The following is a 24,320-nucleotide window of genomic DNA, read 5'->3' on the forward strand; positions in this document are numbered from 1 at the left end:
GTCCTTTTTCAGAGGGTGGGGTGCATGGCCGAGTCCAACGGCAGAAGGGCGACCAGCGGAGATGTGGCGCGGGAAGCGGGCGTCTCGCGTGCGACGGTGAGTTACGTCCTGAATGACAACCCGAACCAGAAGATTCCCGAGGCGACGCGCCGTCGGGTGTGGGACGCGGCCACCCGGCTCGGCTACGCACCGTCGGCTGCGGCGCGCACCCTGCGGACGGGACGCTCGGACATCGTGCTCGGCCTGCTGCCCCACTGGCCGATCCAGCATGTCCTCGGGCGACTCATTCAGCAACTGACCAACGCCTTCGCCGAGCACGAGCTGACCTTCCTCGTGCACTCCTCGGCTCAGCCGACCCGGCCCCTGCGGGAGATCTGGAAGAGCGTGACGCCCGCGGCAGTGCTGGCCCTGCACGACTTCCCTGAGTCCGAGGCAGACGCGATGCGTGCGGCAGGCACGGAGGTCGTCATGGCGGTGCACGGCTCGGCGCACGCGGGAACCCGGCCTCCCTTGGTGTCCGAGGAGCCGATCGGCGCAGCACAGGCCCGCTACCTGGCCAACTCACACCGCCGGCTCGGCTACGCCTACCCCGATCTGGCAGGACTCGGCGTGCTCGCCCAGCCGCGTCTGGAGGGGGTCCGCAAGGCCTGTATCGAACTCGGACTGCCGGAGCCGGACGTTCGCATCATCCCTCTGGGTCCAGAGGGTGCCGCGGAGGGGGTGAAGGCATGGCTGGCCGCCGAGCCCCCCGTGACGGGCATCTGCGCTTTCAACGACGACGTCGCTCTTGCGGTGCTGGTCGCCATGCAGTCCCTTGGGCTGCGCGCCCCGCACGACCTCGCCGTGATCGGCGTCGACGACATCCCCGGCGCGGCAACGGCCCAGCCGCCGCTCACCACGGTCGTCCGCGACATCGACGCCATCGCGCGCGGCCTGGCCCGCCGCGTCGTCGACGCCCTCGACCGGAAGCAGACACCCGCGCACCCCATCCAGGACCCGCTTCGAGTCCATACCCGGGGATCGGCCTGACCTGGGCTTCCGCCGGAGCAGCCGCAACACGGATTACAGTACGTCGACGAGGCCGGGAATCCTCGGCGATGCGTGAGAAGGCTGGACGCGGCGACGGACGTCCGGCAACTGTGCCAGTCACTTCCCCTGGGCACACGAGGCGGCCCCGATCGCCCGCGTGCAAGACGAAGTGCGGACTACGCCGCTCGGCCGGGGACAGAGCCCATGGTCCAGGACATCGGGCGTCTCATGAGTGCCGCAGCTGGCCTGGCGCCGTTTGCTGCAGCATGCCGCCATACTGCGTCCTAACCATGCCCTAGCCCTGTCTCGCTTTGACGGCAGCCGTGTTCGAAACGGGCCGGCCGCTCGACGAGTGGATACCCCCACTGCACGGTTTCGCGACGCCGACGAGTTCCCAGAGCGGAGCACGCCTGCGTCGACGATCGATCTGCCTGGAAGATCCTGTGGGACTGCCGCCTAAAAGGACGGCGGTGCCCACCAGGCCATGCTCGGCAGATCGAGCACCTCACCGCCACCCTCACCGAGACCGAACCACGCCTCGCGGACCTGGCCACCAGCCGGAAGTCATCGCCGAACTCGCACCGACCGCAGACGAACCAGATCCACCCGAGACGACCACCGCCTACCAGAACATCCTGCAGGCCTTCAACCAGCACACCGACCAGGCATTCGGGTCCGCGAACTACACGATCTCCACGGTCGTGTCCCGCCACGTGGTGTAGCAGATGAACCAAGCGGAACACCGCCGCCGACCTCACCCTCGACGACGAAGCCACCATCGCACTCGACCAGGTCAGCACCCCCACACCCGGCGACTACCCCTACGGCCCGTTCGGCACCAGCCAGCGCGACCGCCGCCTCCGAGGCGGAGACCAAGCCCTCGGCGACCTCGTCGGACAGGGCCCCGACCATCCCCTCGGCCGCCCCTGACCTGACCGCCCGTTGCCGGGCGTCGCTCCTCATCGGTGGCGTCCGGTCCGCGCAGCGGGCGCATCCTCCCCGGGGGGAGTGTCATGAATCAGGCTCTGGCCCGTAGTCGGTGATGACGCGGGGTAGCCCTCCTTGATCATGATCTCGTGCTGGATGTCAACTCCCTTGCCATCACGGTGGTGGTCACGGCTCGCACTCGGGATGTGGCGGTAGCGTGTCCCGCGTGCGGGACGCTGACGGCGAAGGTGCACGGGTATCACTGCCGGACGGTGACGGCTGGTTGTTGAACTGGTCATCCAGGGCGGCCGCAGCCCCACGGGCTGCACCTCCTCCACGGCCTCGACGGAGATGGTCACGTCTTTCATCAGGTGTCACTTTCTGCCCGAAGATCCACCGTTGGCCGTACAGTCCCGTTTAGCAATGAGAGAACCTGTAACGAGTTGGCTACCGTGCGCATGGTCGCACGCGCGTGCCAGACGGCCGGCGTAGTGCTCAAGCCGGTCGGCCAAAAGGGCTTTTTCACCTTGCCTCCGGCAAGCGGCTCGGAGGATCTGGTTCACGCTGGCGACCACGGGCGTGGTGTCACTTCCGGAGTCCCGCAGCGCATGGAGAACAGGGCTGTGCAGGTAGTCGCCTTGAGTGACGTGGGCCCAGAGAAGTGCGGTCGCGGCTGTCGGACTCGGTGACGTCGGTCCGCCTCTGAACGTCTCGAACCCATCGCGGAGTTCAGTCCAGGCGGCATCCGACAGGCGCCAGGGTGACAAAGCGCGGCGCCGGTTAGCGTAGTCGATGCGATTGGTATCAGAGTCCAGAGCGTAGGCGATTCGCTCAACTGCTCGGTCGAATTCCGCCCATGATTCCGTGGTGCCCAGTACTCGCTTGAGGATTCTGAGGCTCTGCTGTGCTGTGGTCAAGGGTGTGCCGAGAGCCTCAGCACACTCGGACCATGTGCCGCCTGCGACCATCTCGACGAGTTTCAGCGAGGTGGCCCGGCGCAGATGGCGGGTGTTCCAGTCTGTGATGGCTCCCAAGCGTTCTCGAAGCTCGGCGAAGTGGCCGTCCGACCATGTTGTGGGTAGTAGCGCCGGAACGTGCTCGATGCCGAAGAGGCACTTCCGTGACGGTGTACGGAGCTTGGAGCCACGATGACCGCCCGCGTGGTAGAAACCGTTGATCTTGCGAGCTAATGCACGGGCGAGAACTGGTGAGAAGTCCATCCGCCGGAACCCTGCGGCCTGGTTCGAGGGGAGCCGTTCGAAGGCCGTGCGCGCCAGTGGTTGAACCCGGTCCCGGAACTCTGCATCGCCTTCATCACGGTGACTGAGAAGCTCGCCGGCTGCGGCCAGCAAGGCTGCGCACTGGGCGGGGTTGTCCGGGGCAGGCCAAGGGCTGGACTGTCGAGGGCCGGGCCCGGAGCCGAGCGGCCTATCCAGCCGCTGGGCGATCGCCGTGGCATGGCTGTCGATCAGAGAGGCGAGATGCGCGGAACGGACCAAAGATGCTCCTAGCGGCCAACTGAATTTGATCAGATGAGCCAGGGCGACCAGATCGAGGAAGAAGTAGGGATCCTTCTTTGCGGGCGGGGAAGGCGTGGCAAACAGGTGCTGGTCAATGTGGAGTTGCAGGGTGAGAACGCGATCCAGGTCGGCGTGAGTCATCATCGGTTGGCTGCCGCGTGACTGATCGAGTCGGGCTCCGCAACAGCGGGTCTCGGCCGCTGTCGAGCGCGTGCCCAGCAATGGGTGACGGCACTGTGCGGGATGGAGCCCGACTGCCGCACGCTGCATGAGCAGACCGGAGCGTTCGGTTCCGGGGGGACGATTGGGCAGGTTGTCGCACTGCGGGCAGGCGCTGGACAGCAGCATCGAGTGCTGGGCGCAGGCGAATACAACGGGAAGGTGCCAGCGGAGTTTCCAGGCGCTGCCGAACGTGTCTTGTACGGGAGTGCCATCGCCCGCCAGACACTGGGGGCAGAAGCGGCTGGACAGGTTGATGGCCCAACGCCGTCGCGCGGCCGCATGGTTGCGGCCCTGATCCAGACGGGTCGTGACGAGTGGCGCGTATGTGGAGGTGAGACCCGATCCGGCGAGCGTGAGTGACTGTGCTTCGGGGGAGGAGAGCCGCGCGGCCTTGGCGAGCGCCTTGGCAGGCTGCGGGGGCAAGGCAATCAGATAGTCGGCGGGCAGACGACGGTGCATGGTGCTGAGCCCGCACAACGCACCGATGCGGGCAGGCGACCGTTCCAGCCGGTAAGCGAGTCGGAGGAGGAAGCCGGGCAGCGATTCCTCGGGGAACGGGGCCAGACTTCGGGGTAGTGCCCGGCTTTCCATCCGGCTTACCCCGCCGACCCTGCGGCCTCCGGGCCGTCGTCGTCGAACACGGTGTTGCGGCCTTTGGGCTTCCTCTTCGGCGTTGGCGTGTGCATTGGGATATCGGGCTGTTCGCCGGATTCGGCGTCGAGGTCGGGCATGTCGCCGGGGGTGACGGTGAACTGGTTGAGCAGGTCCTTGGTCAGGCCTTCGCTTTTGTCCTCCATGGCGCGGCGGCAGCCGTGCTGGATGAGCTTCTCCAGAATGCCGACCACGCCATTGGTGCGGCTGAACAAGTACTCGGGCATATCGCCGTCGGTAAGCATGCCGACGGTGCTGTTCAGCAGCCGCAACTCGTCTTCCAGACGCTGGAGATGGTCCTTCCAGGCCTGCATCTCCGCGGGTGTGGTGTATCTGAACGGGTCGAGGTCGACGACCTGAAAGCGGCGTTCGTGCTGGCTGGCAGCATGGTGGTTGGGGCTGCGGCCGCGGTCCTTGACCTGTGGGTAGATCCACTGCTGGGTCTTGGGGTCGCGGAGGCCTTCGCGCAGTAGGCCCGAGGTGGGGATGCCGACGCCGACGAGGATGAGTGTGACCGGCATGCTCATCATCTCGCGGATCAGGTCAAGGACGTCCTGGTCGGCCTCCCGGTGGAGCTTGAGGCGGGTGATGTCGTCGATCACGAGTGCTTTGGTGGCGTGCTCGACGACGGCGGTCTTCACTGTGCGCACGAGGTCTTCCAGGCGCATGCCTTTGTAGTCTTCGCCGTAGAAGTCGAGGATCCGCTGGCAGGTGGAGATGGGGGTGGCTTTGACCGGGCAGCGTACGTAGGCGACGGGAGCGACCAGGTCGCGGGTGCCGGGCATGGCGTCGGGGTTGGCGTAGTTGTTGAGGGCTAGCCATTCCTCCTGGAAGCAGGCCAGGGCCTCGCACACGGTCTCGGTTTTGCCCTGGGCGCCGTCGCCGTTGACCATGATGCCGCCGCGAGTTCCGGCCTTGTGGCTGTAGGCGCCGTCGTCGATGCGGGCCAGCACCGCGTTGGCGACGTTCTCACTCATCGGGGTGGCCTGAATGGGCAGGGAACTGTGCGTCGCGAGGCGGTGCAGATCGTGGATGCGCCGCTGGCGCTTCGTCAGGCGGCCGTACTCCTGTGCCGTGAGGATGGGGGCAGCGACGAAGGCTTTGCGGGTTTGGCACCACCGGTTCCAGCCTTCGAAGGTGGTGCGGTCCACCGCCGGGCCGGGAAGGAACGACAACGGGTTCTGCTGGGAGGTCACTGGCGGGCCTCTTCCTCGACCTCATCGGCCGTGTTGTTGGTGTCGTCATCGTCGGAGTCGTGCAGCAGGGCCGACAGACTGTTGGCGCGCAGCCGTTCGGACAGATCGGGCGGTGGGGACCGGCGGTCGGAGACGGAGGCCTCGCGGCGGCGTCGGCGTTCGCTGTTCACCGCGTCGTGAACCTGCTGAGCACGCTCCTTCGGACGAATAGGCACGACCTTGGCGTCATCGGATCCCGCTCCTGCTGTGGGAACGGCGGCGGGACGTGACGGCGACTCCTTCTTGACCACGCCTGCGGGGCGGTCGGCGGCAGCTGCGGCCGCCTGGGCGACTTCGCGTGCGTGTTCGGTGCGCTGTCTTTTGGAGAGTTGGGTCGGCCACTGCTCGACCGGGATGGTGCCGCCGATCAACTCGAGTAGTACTGGCAGGAGTTCGGTGTCCGCCATCGGGGCAAGGCCCCTCCTGCGCAGTTCCCGCATGGCCTCACGGACGCGGGCGTCGCTGAAAGCCGGGACCTCGCCTTCCTCGGGCAGTCCCGTCCAGCGAAGTGTGTGCCACTCGTGTGTGCGCGGGTCCTGGAAGAACACGAAGCACGGATCGCGTGGATCACGGTGGATGACGTACTTGTTCTTGTGCCGACCTCCGCGGTGGGAGAGCTCCCCGCGGTACGGGTCCAAGGCGTCGCCGTCGTACCAGAGGTTCTTGATCTTCACGCCGCGCCTGCCGTGGATCGCGACTTTGTGCCGCGGCAGGAGCTCGTAGTACAGCTCGGCCGGGGGAATCCGCAGGGCAAAGCCGCCCTGGGACATCGCCGCCGCGAACAGGCTGTTGGGGCTGTGGTCGCCGCGGGGGTCCCAGCTTGGGGCGTACGAGCCAAACCGGCGGTTCTGCCAGGTCTCGACAACCCAGGTCGCGATGAGGTGTTCCATCTCTGTCACGGTCAGACAGGCATCCGCTTCCGGGTCCACGCCCCGGTCGGCGACGTCCGTGCCCTGGTAGCCGAGCAGGAGGGCGAACAGCAGCGACCTGATGGCGCCGAACGTCCGCTCCACGGAGTGCTTGTCGGTCGGCCGTAGGACACGACTGGGTTTAATGTTTGCCTTGATGACCCGCTGCACCTCGACCAAGTGGTGGTTGCGGTAGACGGCGCCGTGATCGGTGGTGACCGTCTCGGGAGGGAAGAACGGCAGTCCCGCGACCTCGTACCCGGCGAACTCCGCGACCACCGTGTTGGGGACACCGGGGTAGGCCCACTCCACCTCCTTGCCCCAGTCCGGGCGCATGGGCAGCGGCATCATCATGTCCCGCAGCACCATCGCCACATCGATCGAGCTGTCGGACACGAGGCTGAGCCGGAAGGCAACGATCGAGCGTGTGTAGACGTCCACGGCCAGTGTCAGATGCACGGACACCGGGTCGCCGAACACGTTGTCCAGCACCTTCACCGGCAGCACGGTGCTGTCTAGCGCCACCACCTGGCCGGGCCGGTGCACCACGATGTGCCGGCCGGTGGCGTACTGCTTCGCCTTTGCCGCCGAGCGTGCGTAGCGCTGCCGCGCCCCGTTGGAGCCGAACCACTCCTTCCAGATGGCCCGCAGGGTGTCGTAACCGGGGATCTCCACCCGCGGAACGTCAGCGGGATCAGCGTCAGTGGCTTGACCGTCAGCGGGCTCAGCATCTGCAGAGTCGAACACCTCGCGGACATACTGGTGGATGAGACGCTCTTTGTCCCGCATGGTCAGCTTCGAGCGCCGATCCGACGACTCGGCGTATACGGCGAACAACGCCTCGCGCACTTCGGGACAGATCGTGTGCCCGGTCGCTTCCCGCAGCCACCGATCGTCCGCGACACCGACCGGACCGTACTTCGCCCGCGCGGTGTCCCAGCGGACCAGTGTGCGTAGGCTCACCCGGTGCAGCCCGTTCGCCTTCGCCTGCGCGGGGGCTTCAGCCGCGGCTTTCCGTAACTCTCCCACTTTCGCGAGGCGGCGCTGGGTCAGCGTCGTGTTGTTCGGGTCGTACTGCGGCCGTGGCTCATGCGGCAGCGCATCGAGCGGGGCACCGCTGCGAAAGCCCGTCTCGACCTCCCGCAGGTGCTCCATCCGGAGCGTGACGATCGTGTGTTCGTGCTCCTCCAGGTCGTCCATCGCCTTGGGCTGTCGCCCCCGGTCCGCCGCCGGCAGGTCCGTCCGGGTCCGGGTTGAGAGGCGGCAGTCCCGGCGATGAATCAGTTCGCTCAGCGAGGTCTTCCACGTCTCGCCGTCGTCGTCGACCAGCGTGACCCGGCCGAGGTGGGGCAGAGAGGACCGGATCCGCCACGCGCTGCCGCTGATGATCAGCTCGGTGCCCGGCTCCAGGTTCCACATGGGTTCTACCGCGATGCTCACCGTGCCAGCTCCCGATGATGCAGTTGCGGAGCCAGCCGAACCAAGCTCCCGTCCCCGAACGGCCCTGAGAGATCCACACCCAGGTGGCGGTGCCACAGCAGATGGATCGCATGTGCCCGGGCGATCGCCGGAACACGGCAGCGCTCCACCAACTCGCCAAAAAGCAAAGAGCCGTGCGCTGCTGCCGCATCCCGTAACTGGCCCTGAATTCCCAGCACGTCCGGCAGCGGCCGCCGCTCCGCGGAGAGCGCGTCCACGTTCGTCCACAAATGCTGGCGCCACCCCGCCACGACGCCGTACTGCCATCCAGCTGACAGTGCTGCCTCCGCCGCCGCAGCGAACTTCAGCGCGTCCTCCGGTTTGATCCGCTCGGCCGGACGTACGTCGATCAGGAAGAGCCCGGAATCCGTCACCAGCAGGAAGTCCGGGGTGTGGCGGATCACCTTGCCTTCGGAGAGGAACCGCAGCCGGAACGGCTGACACAGGGCCTCTACCAGGCCTGCGGCGAAGTCCGCGATCAGCAGAAGCCGTTCCTCTTCGTGACTCTCGAAGCCGTGGTGCCGATCTGTCGCCATCAGGTACTCGAGCCCCGGCCGGTGGAACTGGTCCGTGCGCCACGTGAAGCGGCGCACAGGAACACTCCGCCCGATGTCTACCTTGTCCAGGTCGCGCACCGGGCCGGTTACAAGATCCCGACCGAACTTCCACGTCGTGGTCCAGCGCAGGGGCCAGTTCTCATCAAGATCCAACGACTGCATGTAGTCCATGAACACGGCGTCCAGAACTGCAAGATCCTCAAGACGGCAAGCGTCGGACCACACGGCATCGGAGGAGCGCCCCGACGATCTGCAGGACCAACCGTACTTCGGATCCGTCGAGTTCACCTGCTGCGACTCCCCTGACCGACATCACCGACATCGCGCCATGATCCGTGCGCTCAGAGCATCATGACGGTACGGCGTACGTCGCGACCTGAGGTAGCCACTCTTTTCGAGAGTCACACGATTGAGTGAATGTCTTCCCGTTTCCCTTCCGTGACGACAGGTGAGCTGATGTGTTGAGCTGGGATGGCGCGGCACGAAGTAGCGATCTGGGCCGTTGAAAATGTGGCACAGTACTGCGGCACTATCGGGGCGAGCGCTCGGCGGGGGAAGCTGCGCCTGGGCGTTTCCTGAACGTTGGCAAGGTCAAGTCATCAGCAGACTTGTTGTTCAGGCCAGGATGGAGAACTAGCTGCATGGCGCCCCAACAGCTCCCGCGTAGTCTCACGCCACTCACAGGGGAGTCGTTGCCCGGATTTTTGCTTCGCACGGCATACAGGCTTGAGCGCTCTCCTGTCCGGGTCGCTGAGTTGGTCGGCCTGACGTCGCGATATCGCCGGATCGCCCACGCTTACCTTCGAGCCATGCCTGAAGGAGTGATGCGGGAGTTCGCCTTATCCGCGCGCCTAACAGAACGCGAAGCCGACGCTCTGACCTTGAGGAGATTCGCTCAGACGTATTCCCCGCTCAGCAGGATCCAGACGCACAGCAGAGGTATCGGGAATAGTGCTGCAGTTCATTGGGCTGTCGCTAGCTCCGGCCGATACTGCCCTGACTGCCTGCGAGGCGACGGCACAGCTATTGAAGAAGCCTTGGGGGGAGCCTGGCAGTTAGCATGGCATCTGCCGGTCATCTTCGCCTGCGTACAGCATCGGCGTCTGCTGGAACACCTCTGCCCAGCGTGCTGTCAACCTGTTGAGGTTGCGGGTGGCATGCGGAACAGCTTGATTATGAATTCTGGACTGGCCGGATTGCACCCATTGCAGTGCCGTAACACTCTTCCTCGTAGGACGGGCGATCCGCTCCATTGTGCCGAGCGGCCCCAAAGCGTGCTGTGCGGAATGCGACTTGACCGCGCTAGCCAAGGTTCTGAACGTGCAGTGGAAGCCAGTGATCTGGATCATCTTCTTGCCCTGCAGCAGCGCATCTTGGAGTACCTCTCGCCGCAGACTACACCCCTGCATGCGAGCGCCGCACCTGACAGGTACTATTTCTCGGACCTGATCGCAACTTCTCATCTGATAAAGCTGACGTGGCCCCTGGGTGCCGAATTCCTCCAATCCGCCCGCCTGGAAGGCCTAGTGCAAGGTCATGTGGAACCTTTGCTTGCGCAGATCGCCGCCAAGCAACAGAACAAGCAGCAGAAATCGGCAAATAATCGAGGGGCAAAAATTGCCCCTAGTGACTCCGCACTGTGCGGAGCTCTGCTAGCCGCCGCCGATGTGGCGCTGGGAAATCGTGAACTCCTTACGCTACGGCCCCGCCTACAGCCTTTGGCTCGGGAGGCGTACCGCCGGGCAAGGAGCTACGCCGGCGGTATCTGTAGAAGCACCGACATCTCGCCGACTCTGGCCCGGGCCACCACGTGGCGCATCCACAGGCTGCCTGCTCGAGACGAGTTGCGAATCGCTCTCACGCGTCAACACCACTTCCGAGCCGAAGAGATCCCGTCGTTCCTGCCTCTGACATGGTTCGGCCAGCACTTTGCTGAATTCGTTGAGCGCCTGCCGCGCTTTACCACCTCGATCGAACGGCACCTCCGGCGGGCCGCTTCGCTGCAGCTTGCCGAACTGAAGTCAGGCGCCAATTGGGGCGACTGTGCACCGGTGGTAGGCATGCAACCGGGTCTTGCTCGAAGTACCCTCAAGCATCTCGGGCGCCAACTGGAGGCGTTCTGCCTTTGGCCAGCTTTCGAAGAGGCTGTCGAACAGATCGCGAAATGCTTGGACACAACTTCTCATCGTATCGACTATGCCAACAGGCGAAGAAGCTTGGCTTTCTGGCGTCTGCCGCTGGACGACTGGCTCACCATGAGTGACGGGCTTCCTGGACTGGAGAGGCTAAGGGAGCAGGCGAACCCGACAATGGGCTCGGCCCTAGTGTGGGCTGAAGTGACTGAAGGAGAGCGCATGCACAGTCCGGCAGTGCTCGACCTTCGGAAGTCTGGCGAGGATAGGCGGGAACTCTGTGCACTCCTGTACCGGATGGGCAACGGAGCGAGGGGACCGAGCCTGAGGCTGCGCCGGCGACTCCACTTGTATGCCAAACGCCTCGCGATTTCTTGTGACCAGAACCATGAACCGGCGATCTCAGTGCATGACGTCATCCGTGACGAAGAAGCTGCAGCCGCTGGTGCCGTTCAGCACGAGGGGTTACAGGCGAATCTCGATGCGACGTCACGTGTTGCGACACTGAACCGTACGGTTTGCGAGTTGACGGACCCCGTAGGGCAGATGGCGCCGGACCACCTGTGGGAGCTGTTCCAACGCGTGGTCCCGTCGGCATCCGACCAGGCGCGCAAAGCGGCATCCCGACGCATCGGCAACCGAGAGGCATTGGCCGCGATTGTGTTCGCTTCGACATCAGGCTGCGCGTGGCCACTCCTTCCATCCGGATTTGGGCTCTCGGGCGGAACCGCTCTCCAGAGGTTCATCCAATGGTCCGAAGCCCATGTGTGGACGGCAGTGCGTCAACTACTCCGTGACGCGACTGGAAGCCAGGGTGACCTGGACTGGTCGCGACACGCCATCGACGCCGTAAGCACGCGAGCAGCCAAGAGAGTGCGCAGACGGCGCTGAATCAGCTCGGTCGGCACCGCTGGGTGGTCGAGGGAACGGTTTCCTGGCTGGCGGCCGACGCCTCTACCGCTGCTACGAGCGCAAGGCCGAACACTTTCTCGCCTTCGTCGGCATCGTCTCCCCCTCATCGGCTCCCGACGACTGATCGCCCTGTTCAGGGCCTGACCCGGTTCTGCTGCACGACGAAACAGGCCAGCCCCATCGAGTTCGCCAGGTCTGCCGCGTAGGCCGACGCTTCCTCGGCCATGTTCCAGCTACGCGTAAAGGCCGGATCCGAGCTGAACGGCAACCTGATTCGTGGCCCTCCTTGTTGCGCTGCTCGTCGAGGTCGGCATGCGAGTAGGCCCATTGCTGGGCCGGCTTGCCGCACCGGCAGACGAAGGCCGATGGGCGACCCCCTTGACTCTCCGCACGTACCTGCCATTCGATACGACAAGACCGCAACCATCTGCCTCGCCAGCATCTTCATCTGGTCGGCACGATGATCCAAATGAAACGCCCGAGTTGGATTGAATGCCCAAGTGCGGCGGCACTCCTTGTGACCTGCGCTGTACCAAAGTGCCAACTACCTCTCTGATTCCGTGCCTGCAACCGCTGAAGCTACTTGGCATCAGCGCAGGTCCCGAACGTGGCCTAGTGCCAACTACCGATCCTGGTCACACCTGCCGACATGGCGGGTGATCCGGGGTTGTTCGGTCCATCGTCCGTGACCTGGCAGTTGCACGGCGACCCGATGATGTGGGTCGCCGGCATCCGGGCGCTCTACCTCCAGGCTCTGCACCCGCGCGCCCTGCGCGGCGTCACGCAGAACTCGGACTTCCGGCGCGACGCCTGGGGCCGGCTGATGCGGACCGCCCATTTCGTCGGTACCACGACCTACGGCACCACCGAGGCCGCGGAGAAGGCCGGTGCCCGGGTCCGGAAGATCCACAGCATGCTCGGGGCGACCGACCCCGACACCGGCGAACGCTACGGCGTGGACGAACCCGAGCTGCTGCTGTGGGTGCACTGCGCCGAGGTCGACTCCTACCTCCAGGTCGCCCGCCGCTCCGGCTTCCGCCTCACCGACGAGCAGGCGGACCGCTACATATCCGAGCACCGGATCAGCGCCCGCCTGGTCGGCCTGGACCCCGACGCCGTACCGGCGAACCAGGTCGAGATGGCCGCCTACTTCGAGAAGGTGCTCCCCGAACTCGCGGCTACGCCCGAGTCCCGCGAGGTGGACGACTTCCTGCTCCGCCCGCCCGCACACCCTCTTCTCGTCCCGGCGCGCGAGGTGCTGTGGCGGCGCGTGGCGCAGCTGGCGTACGCCGCCCTGCCGCCGTACGCCCACGAGCTGTACGGCAGGAAAGCCCCCGAACCCTCCACCGTCACCCGTCAGTTGCGCGCCACCGGCACCCTGCTGCGCTGCGTTCCCGCACGTCTGCGCTGGCAACTCCCGCCCAAACACATCCTGCGCGCCATGGCCCGGCTCGGACCCGGCACCCGCCCCGCCCCGTACAAACTCGGACGATAGGTCGCCATACTGGGCAGGCCAGGGGTGGCGGGGCGAGTTCGACGGGGGCGGTCGCAGCAGATGGGGGACAGCAGGCTCATCCAGGGGCGGTACCGACTGCTCGATCTGATCGGGCGCGGGGGCATGGGCGAGGTGTGGCGGGCCCGCGACGAGTCGCTCGGCCGCCATGTCGCCGTGAAGTGCCTCAAGCCGCTGGGCGGGCACCACGACCAGAGCTTCACCCGGGTCCTGCGGGAGCGGTTCCGGCGGGAGGCCCGGGTGGCCGCCGCGCTCAGCCACCGCGGCATCACGGTCGTCCATGACTTCGGCGAGTCCGACGGCGTCCTCTACCTGGTGATGGGGCTCTTGGACGGCCGCAACCTCAGCCAGCTCCTGGAGGACAACAAACAGCACCCCCTGCCCGTGGCCGACGTCGTCGAGATCGCCGACCAGGTCGCCGCCGCCCTCGCCTACACCCACCGGCAGGGCATCGTGCACCGGGACCTGAAGCCCGCGAACATCGTCCGCCTCACCGACGGCACCGTGAAGATCTGCGACTTCGGCATAGCCCGGCTCGGCCACGACGTCGACTTCACCTCCCGGCTGACCGGCACCGGCATCGCGATGGGCACCCCGCACTACATGTCGCCGGAGCAGATAGGCGGTTCCGAGGTCGACGAGCGCAGCGACCTGTACTCCCTGGGGTGCGTGCTGTACGAGATCGCCACCGGGGCCCCGCCGTTCGACCTGGAGGACGCGTGGGCGATCCTCGTCGGCCACCGCGACACCCCGCCCCGGCCGCCACGCAGCCACCGCGCCGAACTCCCCGAGTACCTCGACAGGGTCATCCTCGACCTGCTGGCCAAACAGCCCGAACAGCGCCCGCGCGACGCGCGTGAGCTGGGCCGTCGGATCACCGTGGGCCGCACCACACCGGCGTACGTGCCCACCGTGGTGACCCCGCGGCCCGACTTCAGGGCCCAGGAGCCGCCCGACCTCCGCCCGCAGGAGTGGCCCGACCCCGCCCGCCCGCGCGAGACCCGGCTGCCGTCCTGGACCCGGGGCATGACCACCGGCCACAAGGCCACCGGCGCCGGCCTCGTCACCACCCCGCCGGACGCCGGGGCCGGTCTCACCGGCGAGTGGATCGCCCGCCCCGCCACCGGCCGCGTCGAGGAACCCGTGCCGGACGAGCCGCCCGTGCCCTCCGCGCAGGCACTCGCGGCACTTGCCGGGCGGCACAACGCGGGACTCAGCCTCGGGCGCCTGGGCCGCTGGGCCGAGGCCGGCGAGGTGCACCGCGCGGTCGCCGCCGAACGCGAGCACCTGCTCGGCCCCGACCATCCCGACACCCTCGCCAGCCACTACGAGGTCGCCTTCACCCTCAGCCGCACCGGCCGTGCCGCCGACGCCCTGCGCGCGTACAAGCACGTGGCCGCGACCAGGACCCGTACCCTGGGCGCCGACCACCCCGACACCCTCGCCGTCCGTCAGGAAATGGCCTACGTCCTCGGTCAGTTGGGACGCCACTTCGACGCCCACCAGGTCTACACCTCGGTGCTCGCCGCCCGCGAGCGCGGGATGGGCCCGGACCACCCCGACACCCTGCGCTGCCGTCACAACCTCGCCTTCAACCTCAGCAGGCTCGGCCGCCTGGAGGACTCCTACCGCATGGCGTGCGAGGTGGCCGCCGCGCGCGCCCGGGTGCTGGGCCCCCACCACCCCGACACCCTCGTCACCCGTTACGAAGTCGCCTACGCGCTCGGCCAGTTGGGCCGCTGGGCGGACGCCCTGCAGACCTACCACGAGGTCGCCGAGGCCCGCGCCCGGGCCCTCGGCCCCGAGCACCCCGACACCCTCGCCGCCCGCTACGAGGTCGGCATCAGCCTCGGCCGCCTCGGCCGCAGCGCCGACGCGCTGCGGCTCTACCACGACCTGGTCGAGGACCGCACCCGCGTCCACGGCCCCGCCCACCCCGAGACCCTGCGCGCCCGCCACGGCCTCGGCGTCAACCTCGGCCGCCTCGGCCGCTGGGAAGAGGCCCTCGCCGAGTCCCGGGACGTGTGCGCGATCCGCGAGCGCGTCCTCGGCCCCGAGCACCCGGACACCCTGGTCAGCCGCCGCGAGGTCGCCGTCGGGCTCGGCTGGCTCGGCCGCTGGACCGACGCCCTCACCGAGTACCGCACGGTGGCCGGAGCCCGCGAGCGCGTCCTCGGCGCCGACCACCCCGACACCCTCGCCAGCCGCAACGACGAGGCCCACTGCCTGGAACAGCTCGGCCGGGGCGCGGAGGCGGTGGAGCTCTACCGGAGAGTGGCGGTACTGCGGCAGCAGCGGGCCTCGGGCGGGCAGTGACCGTCGCCGCCGGGTGCCGCCCACGTCTGGCCGACCTAGATCATCACGTGTTACGAAGAACCATGCCTGCACACGAGGGACTCCACCGCGCCTACGACGCCGTCATCGTCGGCGGCGGCCACAACGGTCTGGTCGCCGCCGCGTACCTGGCCCGCGCCGGGCGGTCCGTACTGGTCCTCGAACGGCTCGGGAACACCGGGGGAGCCGCGGTCTCCACACGGCCGTTCACCGGGGTGGACGCCCGGCTTTCGCGCTACTCGTACCTGGTCAGCCTGTTGCCCAAGAAGATCGTCCGCGACCTCGGACTGGACTTCCGGGTCCGCACCCGCAACGTCTCGTCGTACACGCCCGTCGAACGCGACGGCAGGCCGACCGGACTGCTCGTCGGCGGCGGCGAGCGCCGCACCAGGGAGGCCTTCGCCAAGCTCACCGGCGGCGAGAGCGAGTACCGGGCCTGGCAGCGGTTCTACGACATGACTGGTCGCGTCGCGCAGAAGGTCTTCCCCACCCTCACCGAGCCGCTGCCCACCCGGGACGAGCTGCGCCTGCGGGTGGACGACGAGGAGGCCTGGCGGGTCCTGTTCGAGGAGCCGATCGGCGTGGCCGTGGAGGACCGGTTCGCCGATGACCTGGTCCGCGGTGTCGTCCTGACCGACGCGCTGATCGGCACCTTCGCCGACGCCCACGATCCCTCCCTCAAGCAGAACCGCTGCTTCCTCTACCACGTGATCGGCGGCGGAACCGGCGCCTGGGACGTACCCGTCGGCGGCATGGGCGCCCTCACCGACGCCCTGGCCACCGCGGCACGGCAGGCCGGCGCGGTCCTCGCCACCGGCCACGAGGTCGTGGGGATCTCCACGGACGGGGGCTCGGCGGAGATCACGTACCGCTCCGGGGAGGCGGAGGGCACCGTCGCTGCCCGGCACGTCCTGGTCAACGCCTCCCCGCGGGACCTCGCCGCCCTCACCGGCGACCGGTCGCCCGCCCCCGCCGAAGGCGCCCAGCTCAAGGTCAACATGCTGCTCAAGCGCCTTCCGCGGCTGCGCGACAGCGAGGTCGACCCGCGCGAGGCGTTCTCCGGCACCTTCCACATCGCCGAGGGCTACCAGCAGCTCGCCACCGCCCACGCCCAGGCCGCCGCCGGCAGGCTCCCCGCCGCCCCGCCCTCCGAGATCTACTGCCACTCCCTCACCGACCCGACCATCCTCGGCCCGGACCTCGTCGAGAGGGGCTACCAGACCCTCACCCTGTTCGGCCTGCACACCCCGGCCCGGCTCTTCGACCGGGACAACGACGCCGTACGCGAGGAACTCCTCAAGTCGACCCTCGCCCAGCTCGACGCCCACCTCGCCGAACCGCTGGCCGACTGCCTGGCCACGGACGCGGACGGCCGGCCCTGCATCGAGGCGAAGACCCCGCTCGACCTGGAGCGGGACCTGCGGCTGCCCGGCGGGAACATCTTCCACCGCGACCTGTCCTGGCCGTACGCCCAGGAGGGAACCGGCCGCTGGGGCGTGGAGACCCGGCACGCGAACGTGCTGCTGTGCGGGGCGGGCGCGGTGCGCGGCGGCGGGGTGAGCGGAGTGCCGGGGCACAACGCGGCGATGGCGGTGCTGGAGGAACTGGGCGGCTGACGCGGCGATGGTCCGGCTGCGGGAACTCTGCGGCCGACGCTCGCGTGCGCGTACGCCCGGCTCCCGCCGTCGACGCGGAGCACCACGCCGGTGACGTACGAGGCCCGGTCGCTCAGCAGCCAGGCCGCGGCCTCGGCGATCTCGGCCGGGTCGGCGCCCCGGCCCAGCGGGGTCTGTGCGACGACCTGCTCGACGATGCCCGGGGAGTTCGTCTCCCACTCGTCGATCATGTCGTGCCGCCTCCGACCGATATCCCGACGATCGCGAGCTGACCGGCCTGGCGGCCGAACTCCTCGACAGCAGCGAGGAGTTCGCCCGCCTGTGGGCCGCCCACGACGTCACGGCCCGCCCCACGCCCCGCAAGACTTTCGACCACCCCGTGGTCGGCCCGGTCGCCGTCAACTGCGATGTCCTGGACATCGCCGACCGCGACCAACAGGTCGTGATCCACACGGCCGTACCCGGCTCCCCGTCCGAAGAGGCGCTACGGCTCCTGTCGGTCGTCGGCACCCAGCGGCTGGGCGCCCCCGGCTGAGCCGCCGGTCCCCGGCCTCGGTCCGGCCCGTGGCCCCGGTCCGCGACCTGAATCTGACGGAGCATCAGAAAAACCCTTCCGTCGTCCGGAGGTCTGCGGCATCCTGCGCCCATGCAGACGGAGCTGAGCAAGAAACTCGGAGTCGAGCACGCCGTCTTCGGCTTCACGCCGTTCCCCGCCGTCGCCGCGGCCATCAGCCGGGCCGGCGGCTTCGGAGTGCTCGGCGCGGTCCGCTACACGGCCCCCGACGAACTCAAGCGCGACCTCGACTGGATCGAGGCCCACGTCGACGGCAAGCCGTACGGCCTGGACGTCGTCATGCCCGCCAAGAAGGTCGAAGGGGTGACCGAGGCGGATGTCGAGGCGATGATCCCCGAGGGGCACCGGCAGTTCGTCAAGGACACCCTCGCCAAGTACGGCGTGCCCGAACTCGCCGAGGGCGAGGTGTCCGGGTGGCGCATCACGGGCTGGATGGAGCAGGTCGCCCGGAACCAGCTGGACGTCGCCTTCAACTATCCGATCCGGCTGCTCGCCAACGCCCTCGGCTCCCCGCCCGCCGACGTGGTGGCCCGCGCGCACGACCAGGACGTCCTCGTCGCGGCCCTCGCCGGCAGCGCCCGGCATGCCCTCAAGCACAAGGAGGGCGGCATCGACATCGTGGTCGCCCAGGGCTACGAGGCCGGCGGCCACACCGGGGACATCGCCTCGATGGTCCTCACGCCCGAGGTGGTCGACGCCGTGGACCCGCTGCCCGTGCTGGCGGCGGGCGGCATCGGCAGCGGTCAGCAGGTGGCGGCCGCACTGGCACTAGGGGCTCAAGGTGTGTGGCTGGGCTCCATATGGCTGACCACCACAGAGGCCGAACTGCCCTCGCCCAGGCTGATCGAGAAGCTGCTCGCGGCCGGCTCCGGCGACACCGTCCGCTCCCGCGCGCTGACCGGGAAACCCGCGCGCCAGCTCCGTACCGAATGGACCGACGCCTGGGACTCCGCCGACGGACCCGGCACCCTCCCGATGCCCCTGCAGGGCCTGCTGGTCGCCGATGCGGTGTCCCGCATCCAGAAGTACGAGGTGGAGCCCCTGCTGGGCACGCCCGTCGGCCAGATCGTCGGCCGGATGACCAGCGAGCGCAGCGTCCAGGCCGTCTTCGACGACCTCACCCGCGGCTTCGAGAAAGCCGTCGACCGTATCAACCGCATCGCCGGAAGGAGCGGCCAGTGACGAGCACACCTCCCGCGGGCTTCTGGGCCCAGGCCACCCAAGACCCCTCACGTACGGTCCTCATCGCCCCCGACGGCTCGCCCTGGACCGCGGGCCGCCTCCACGCCGCCGCCAACCAGCTCGTCCACGGCCTGCGCGCCGCCGGACTCGAACGCGGCGACGCCTTCGCCGTCGTCCTGCCCAACAGCGCCGAGTTCTTCACCGCGCACCTCGCCGCCAGCCAGGCCGGCTTCTACCTGGTCCCGATCAACCACCACTTCGTCGCCCCCGAGATCGCCTGGATCGTCGCCGACTCCGGTGCCAAGGTGCTCCTCGCCCACGAACGCTTCGCCGACGCCGCACGGCAGGCGGCCGACGAGGCGGGCCTGGCGGCGAGCCACCGGTACGCCGTCGGCGAGATCGAGGGCTTCCGGCCGTACGCCGAACTCCTCGACGGACAACCCGAGTCGCCGCCATCGGACCGCGAGCTCGGCTGGGTCATGAACTACACCTCGGGTACGACGGGCCGTCCGCGGGGTATCCGCCGGCCCCTGCCCGGCAAGCGGCCGGAGGAGGCGTACCTCGGTGGCTTCCTCGGCATCTTCGGCATCCAGCCCTTCGGCGACAACGTCCACCTCGTCTGCTCGCCGCTCTACCACACCGCCGTCCTCCAGTTCGCGGCCGCGTCCCTGCACATCGGGCACCGGCTGGTCCTGATGGACAAGTGGACGCCGGAGGAGATGCTGCGGCTCATCGACGCACACAGGTGCACCCACACCCACATGGTCCCCACCCAGTTCCACCGCCTGCTGGCCCTGCCCGAGGACGTGCGGGCACGCTACGACGTCTCGTCCATGCGGCACGCCATCCACGGCGCCGCCCCCTGCCCCGACCACGTCAAGCGGGCGATGCTCGACTGGTGGGGGCCCTGTGTGGAGGAGTACTACGCGGCCAGCGAGGGCGGCGGAGCCTTCGCGACCGCCGAGGACTGGCTGAAGAAGCCGGGGACGGTCGGCAAGGCCTGGCCCATCAGCGAGCTCGCGATCTTCGACGACGACGGCAACCGGCTGCCGCCCGGCGAACTCGGCACCGTCTACCTGAAGATGAACACCGGCGGCTTCGCCTACCACAAGGACGAGGCCAAGACGAAGAAGAACCGCATCGGAGACTTCTTCACCGTCGGCGACCTGGGACTCCTGGACGAGGACGGCTATCTCTTCCTCCGCGACCGCAAGATCGACATGATCATCTCCGGCGGGGTGAACATCTACCCCGCCGAGATCGAGTCCGTCCTGCTGCAACACCCCGCCGTCGCCGACGCCGCCGCCTTCGGCATCCCGCACGACGACTGGGGCGAGGAGGTCAAGGCCGTGGTGGAACCCGCCCCGGGCCACACGCCCGGGCCGGACCTGGCCGCCGACCTCCTCGCCCACTGCGCCGCCCAGCTCGCCGGCTACAAGCGGCCGAAGAGCGTCGACTTCATCACCGAGATGCCCCGCGATCCCAACGGCAAGCTGTACAAGCGACGGCTGCGGGAGCCGTACTGGGAGGGGCGCCCGCGACCGGTGTGAGCCTCATGACCGCACCCGCACGATCCTCAGACCGGGCGACGACATGATGTCCTTCTCGCAGAACCGGGACGTCACCCACTTCTGAGCCGAGAACAGCCGCGTCTGGTCGCTGTAGTGCGGCGAGTTCGGGTTCGAGGACTGGGAGTACGTCAGCAGGGTCCGGGCCACCGGGCAGCGGCCGCCGTCCCAGCCCACCGCCTGGATGTAGCTGGACCCGGTGGTCACCTCCGTGTATCCGCCGCCCGCCGGGTCCCACACCGGCTCGACCTTGTTCCACACCCCCAGCGACTCGGTGCCGCCCGGAACGGCGATGTGCTTGCCGTTGCGTACGACGAACTGGTGCTCCCCGAGCCGCGAGTCCAGCGGGATGCCGGCCGCCGTCAGCTCCGTCACCGTGTCCGCGAGGGCCGTCGCGAAGGCGGGTGACCCGGTGTTGAGGGTGTTGGGGGTGTGCACCGGGTCGGCCGCCGAGAAGGGCACCTTCCACAGCTGGGCCACGGGCAGCTTCCGCCACAACCGGTCGAAGAGCAGCGCGCCCCGGCTGTCGGTGTTCGCGGTGCGGTCCCAGGCCGCGAGCACCCCGCAGGCCTTACTGACGTCAACGGCCGTGCCGTCACTGCCTGTTGCCGTACCACCGGGCAGAGCCGCGCACGCCTTCGCCGCGTCCGGCGCCACCAGGTCGCCTGCGGTCACCCGGTTGGCGAACTGCTGCGCCTGAAGGTCCCGCACGGTCAGCCGCCCCCGCGAGGCCATCGCGGACACGTCCCGGAGGGCACCACGGGTGCGCATCGAACGCTGCGTGCCCACACTGCCGAAGACCCGCTCGTACCCGGTGATCGGCTGCTCGGCGTTGGCCAGCCAGGCGCTGTCGTTGGAGTTCTCCGCGTACGGCGCGTCCTTGAGGACCGGCATCTTCGCGGGCCCGAAGATCCCCGGCTCCACGGCGTCCGGATCGCTGCCGAGGGCGCAGTCGCCGCGGGAGCCGTCGAGGATCGCCACCCCGGAGGCGGGGTAGGTGACCTTGCCCAAGGGGGTGGAACAGCGCTGGGCCAGCTCGTCGGTGATCCGGGGGAGCACCTGGGACTGCGTGAACAGCGTGTGCCCGCGCGAGTCGGCGGCGATCGTGTTGACCCACGGCAGACCCTGGGTGCGCTGCAACGCGCCGAGCACGTCACTCGTACTGCGGGCCTTGCTGAAGCCGAGCGCCGTGTCGGAGGCGCGCAGGTTGGTGGCGTTCGGGTCGTTGAGGGCGTACGCCGTCGTGGTCGTCCAGGGCAGCGGCAGCGCGGCCCCGAGCGAGGTGACGACCGGGCCGTACCGCGTCCACCACTGGGTCTTCGTCACGGGTTCGCCGCCCTGCACGGCGACGGTCACCCGGCGCTCGGTCATCCGCTCCGGCTTGCCGTCCACCAGGTATGTGGTCGGGTCGGCCAAGTCCAGGGTGAGCTGGTGCAGGTTGAGGGTGATGCCGGTGGCCACCGTGTGGCTCCAGGCCACGTGTGCGTTGTGGCCTATGGAGATCGTCGCCGAGCCGAGCAGGGAGCCGCCCGCGATGTTCAGTTCACCGGGGATGGTCTGCTGCGACTGCCAGAAGCGGCGGCCGCCCTGCCAGGGGTAGTGCGGGTTGCCGAGGAGGAGTCCGCGGCCGTTCGCCGTAGTGGCCCCGCTGAAGGCGACGGCGTTGGAGCCCATGTCCGCGGAGTCGGCCGCGAAGAGGTCCCGGGCCGCGCGGGCGGTGTCCCGGGCGTCCGGTGCGCCGGCCGTCGGGGTGGTGGACGTGGGCGGCTGCGCGGCGGTGATGCCGTCCACGGCCCGGCCCTGACCGCCGAGCACGGCCAGCGCGAAGTTGCGTGCGGCGACGTCCTGGACGGTCACCGGCCGCACCCAGCCTGCGCCCTTGCATGCCGGGTCGGTGATGCGGTTCTTCTTCAGCCAGGTGTTGTAGCCCGCGGTGAAGCCCCGCATCAGCTCCTTCACCGCACGGCTCGGACCGCGCGGCGCCGGTTCGGCCATCAGCTTCTCCACCGTCCCCGCCTCCCGCACGCCGCGGAAGTACAGGTCACTGGAGAGGTTGTTCGTGGCGGAGGAGAGCGCCGGGTCGGAGGCCGCGTTCGCCCCGAAGAAACGCGCACGCTCGCCGCGCACGGTCACGAACCCGTCGGCGAGCGTGCACACCTGGTCGGCGGCCTGCGCCCACCCGGTGCCGAAGCCGAGGTCCGCATAGTTCTTCGCGAGAATGTGCGGGATGCCGTACTCGGTGTAGCGGATGGTGGCGGACAGACCGCCGTGCGAGGGATGTTCCTGGTGCTGCCGGTCCTGCGCGGCTGCGGCGGGCAGCGTGCCGACGGCGGCGAACAGGGCCACGGCCGCGACGACGGCGCGTCTGGGGCGGGTGCGCATCGTGCCTCCCAACGTCGTTGAGGGAAGGAGCGGTTGAGCGTACCAACCGGTAGGTTGTTCCGTATGACGCCTGGACACGGCAGTACGGTTGACGGGGTGCTGCGGCGCACCGCCCGGCGCACCCCGGCGCGCGTCGCGGTGGAGTACGGCGAGCGCTCGTGGACGTACGAGGAGCTCGACGACGCCGTCTCACGAGCGGCCCGCATGCTTCTCGACCAGGGCCTGGACCGCGGTGACCGGGTCGGCGCCTACGGCCACAACTCGGATGCGTATCTGATCGCCTTCCTCGCCTGCGCCCGGGCGGGGCTCGTGCATGTGCCGGTCAACCAGAACCTCACCGGCGACGATCTCGGGTACATCGTCGGCCAGTCGGGCAGCACGCTCGTCCTCGCCGATCCCGGCCTCGCGGGGCGGCTCCCCGACGGTGTGCGCACGGTGCCCCTGCGGGACACCGACGACTCGCTGCTGGCAGGCCTGGCCACGACACCGCCGTACGACGGTCCCGAGCCGCGCAGCGAGGACCTCGTCCAGCTGCTCTACACCTCGGGGACGACGGCCCTGCCGAAGGGCGCGATGATGACCCACCGCGCCCTGGTGCACGAGTACCTGAGCGCGATCACCGCCTGCGATCTGAGCGCGGGCGACCGCCCCGTGCACTCGCTGCCGCTGTACCACTCGGCCCAGATGCACGTCTTCCTGCTGCCCTACCTCGCGGTCGGCGCGACGAACGTCATCCTCGACGCGCCCGACGGCGACCGCCTCTTCGACCTGATCGAGGAGGGCCGCGCGGACAGCCTGTTCGCCCCGCCCACGGTGTGGATCGGGCTGGCCAACCGCCCCGACTTCGCCACGCGCGATCTCAGCGGGCTGCGCAAGGCGTACTACGGCGCCTCGATCATGCCGGTGCCCGTCCTGGAACGACTCCGCGAGCGGCTGCCGAAGCTGGCCTTCTACAACTGTTTCGGCCAGAGCGAGATCGGCCCGCTGGCCACCGTCCTCGCGCCCGACGAGCACAAGGGGCGGATGGACTCCTGCGGCCGAACCGTCCTGTTCGTCGACGCGAGGGTCGTGGACGAGAGCGGCAAGGACGTGCCGGACGGTACGCCCGGCGAGATCGTCTACAGGTCACCGCAGTTGTGCGAGGGCTACTGGGACAAGCCTGAGGAGACCGAAGCGGCCTTCCGGGACGGCTGGTTCCACTCCGGCGATCTCGCGGTGCGGGACGCGCACGGCTACTTCACGATCGTCGACCGGGTGAAGGACGTCATCAACTCCGGCGGGGTGCTGGTCGCCTCACGCCAGGTCGAGGACGCGCTGTACACGCACGACGCCGTCGCCGAGGTCGCCGTGATCGGCCTGCCCGACGAGCGGTGGATCGAGGCCGTCACCGCGGTCGTCGTCCCGCGCGGCGAGGTCACCGAGGCCGAACTCCTCGACCACGCGCGGGAGAAGCTCGCCCACTTCAAGGCGCCCAAGCGGGTGGTGTTCGTGGACGAGCTGCCGCGGAACGCCAGCGGGAAGATCCTCAAGCGGGAGCTGCGGGACCGGTTGTCGCAGTGAAGGGCGTGAAGGGCGTAAA

12 protein-coding genes and 4 pseudogenes are annotated in these 24,320 nt (G+C 68.6%); 10 read left to right on the top strand and 6 right to left on the bottom strand.

Annotated elements, in window-relative coordinates; translation table 11 throughout:
- Window positions 1-24: 24 nt before the first annotated feature.
- On the top strand, window positions 25-1,029 hold the full coding sequence (locus ACFVYN_RS03460) for a LacI family DNA-binding transcriptional regulator (RefSeq protein ID WP_389991846.1): 1,005 nt from the start codon (window positions 25-27) through the stop codon (window positions 1,027-1,029).
- A gap of 1,301 nt (window positions 1,030-2,330) precedes the next feature.
- Here ACFVYN_RS03460 and ACFVYN_RS03465 read toward each other — a convergent pair.
- Genes ACFVYN_RS03465 through ACFVYN_RS03480 form a run of 4 tightly spaced genes read right to left on the bottom strand, consistent with a single transcriptional unit; the run spans window position 2,331 to window position 8,699 of the window.
- Window positions 2,331-4,289: a TniQ family protein gene (locus ACFVYN_RS03465; protein WP_389991849.1), complete on the bottom strand. Its 1,959-nt coding sequence runs from the start codon at window positions 4,287-4,289 to the stop codon at window positions 2,331-2,333.
- 5 nt (window positions 4,290-4,294) lie between these two features.
- The gene (locus tag ACFVYN_RS03470; protein WP_389991851.1) at window positions 4,295-5,545 is read right to left on the bottom strand and encodes an AAA family ATPase; all 1,251 of its coding nucleotides are present in this window, start codon (window positions 5,543-5,545) and stop codon (window positions 4,295-4,297) included.
- Window positions 5,542-7,932 carry a transposase gene (locus ACFVYN_RS03475; RefSeq protein ID WP_389991854.1) on the bottom strand — a complete coding sequence of 797 codons (2,391 nt, stop codon included), beginning with the start codon at window positions 7,930-7,932 and terminating at the stop codon, window positions 5,542-5,544. The genes ACFVYN_RS03470 and ACFVYN_RS03475 overlap by 4 nt, the downstream gene beginning before the upstream one ends.
- Window positions 7,929-8,699, bottom strand: coding sequence for a TnsA-like heteromeric transposase endonuclease subunit (locus tag ACFVYN_RS03480; protein WP_389991856.1), 771 nt, complete (start codon window positions 8,697-8,699; stop codon window positions 7,929-7,931). The genes ACFVYN_RS03475 and ACFVYN_RS03480 overlap by 4 nt, the downstream gene beginning before the upstream one ends.
- 470 nt (window positions 8,700-9,169) lie before the next feature.
- On the opposite strand from ACFVYN_RS03480, the pseudogene ACFVYN_RS03485 reads away from it, so the two are divergent.
- The 5 genes and pseudogenes from ACFVYN_RS03485 to ACFVYN_RS03505 form a co-directional block, all read left to right on the top strand.
- Window positions 9,170-9,625, top strand: a pseudogene (locus ACFVYN_RS03485) (TniQ family protein); the annotation flags it as partial.
- Between the two features lie 1,581 nt (window positions 9,626-11,206).
- Window positions 11,207-11,696 (top strand): annotated as a pseudogene (locus ACFVYN_RS03490) (transposase).
- Between the two features lie 525 nt (window positions 11,697-12,221).
- Window positions 12,222-13,067 (top strand): oxygenase MpaB family protein, encoded by an 846-nt coding sequence (locus tag ACFVYN_RS03495; protein WP_389991859.1) that lies wholly within the window; start codon window positions 12,222-12,224, stop codon window positions 13,065-13,067.
- A gap of 60 nt (window positions 13,068-13,127) precedes the next feature.
- A complete protein-coding gene (locus tag ACFVYN_RS03500; RefSeq protein WP_389991862.1) occupies window positions 13,128-15,401 on the top strand; it encodes a tetratricopeptide repeat protein in 2,274 nt (757 codons plus the stop codon).
- Between the two features lie 62 nt (window positions 15,402-15,463).
- A complete protein-coding gene (locus tag ACFVYN_RS03505) occupies window positions 15,464-17,035 on the top strand; it encodes a phytoene desaturase family protein (RefSeq protein ID WP_389991864.1) in 1,572 nt (523 codons plus the stop codon).
- Between the two features lie 53 nt (window positions 17,036-17,088).
- On the opposite strand, the pseudogene ACFVYN_RS03510 reads toward ACFVYN_RS03505, so the two are convergent.
- Window positions 17,089-17,268: pseudogene (locus ACFVYN_RS03510) on the bottom strand (SDR family oxidoreductase); the annotation flags it as partial.
- On the opposite strand from ACFVYN_RS03510, the pseudogene ACFVYN_RS03515 reads away from it, so the two are divergent.
- From ACFVYN_RS03515 to ACFVYN_RS03525, 3 genes and pseudogenes are all read left to right on the top strand, one after another.
- Window positions 17,268-17,570 (top strand): annotated as a pseudogene (locus ACFVYN_RS03515) (transcriptional regulator); the annotation flags it as partial. The pseudogenes ACFVYN_RS03510 and ACFVYN_RS03515 sit on opposite strands and share 1 nt — an antisense overlap.
- A 111-nt stretch (window positions 17,571-17,681) precedes the next feature.
- On the top strand, window positions 17,682-18,791 hold the full coding sequence (locus ACFVYN_RS03520; protein WP_389991867.1) for a nitronate monooxygenase: 1,110 nt from the start codon (window positions 17,682-17,684) through the stop codon (window positions 18,789-18,791).
- Entirely contained in the window at window positions 18,788-20,341 is a 1,554-nt protein-coding gene (locus tag ACFVYN_RS03525) for an acyl-CoA synthetase (protein ID WP_389991869.1), read from the top strand. The genes ACFVYN_RS03520 and ACFVYN_RS03525 overlap by 4 nt, the downstream gene beginning before the upstream one ends.
- Before the next feature lie 3 nt (window positions 20,342-20,344).
- On the opposite strand, the gene ACFVYN_RS03530 is transcribed toward ACFVYN_RS03525, so the two are convergent.
- The gene (locus ACFVYN_RS03530) at window positions 20,345-22,741 is read right to left on the bottom strand and encodes a penicillin acylase family protein (RefSeq protein ID WP_389991872.1); all 2,397 of its coding nucleotides are present in this window, start codon (window positions 22,739-22,741) and stop codon (window positions 20,345-20,347) included.
- A 63-nt stretch (window positions 22,742-22,804) separates the two neighbouring features.
- Between ACFVYN_RS03530 and ACFVYN_RS03535 the strand changes: the two genes are divergently transcribed.
- Window positions 22,805-24,301: an acyl-CoA synthetase gene (locus tag ACFVYN_RS03535; protein WP_389991874.1), complete on the top strand. Its 1,497-nt coding sequence runs from the start codon at window positions 22,805-22,807 to the stop codon at window positions 24,299-24,301.
- The last annotated feature ends 19 nt before the right edge of the window (window positions 24,302-24,320 follow it).

This window comes from Streptomyces sp. NPDC058307, from assembly GCF_042880295.1.
Classification (GTDB): Bacteria; Actinomycetota; Actinomycetes; order Streptomycetales; family Streptomycetaceae; genus Streptomyces.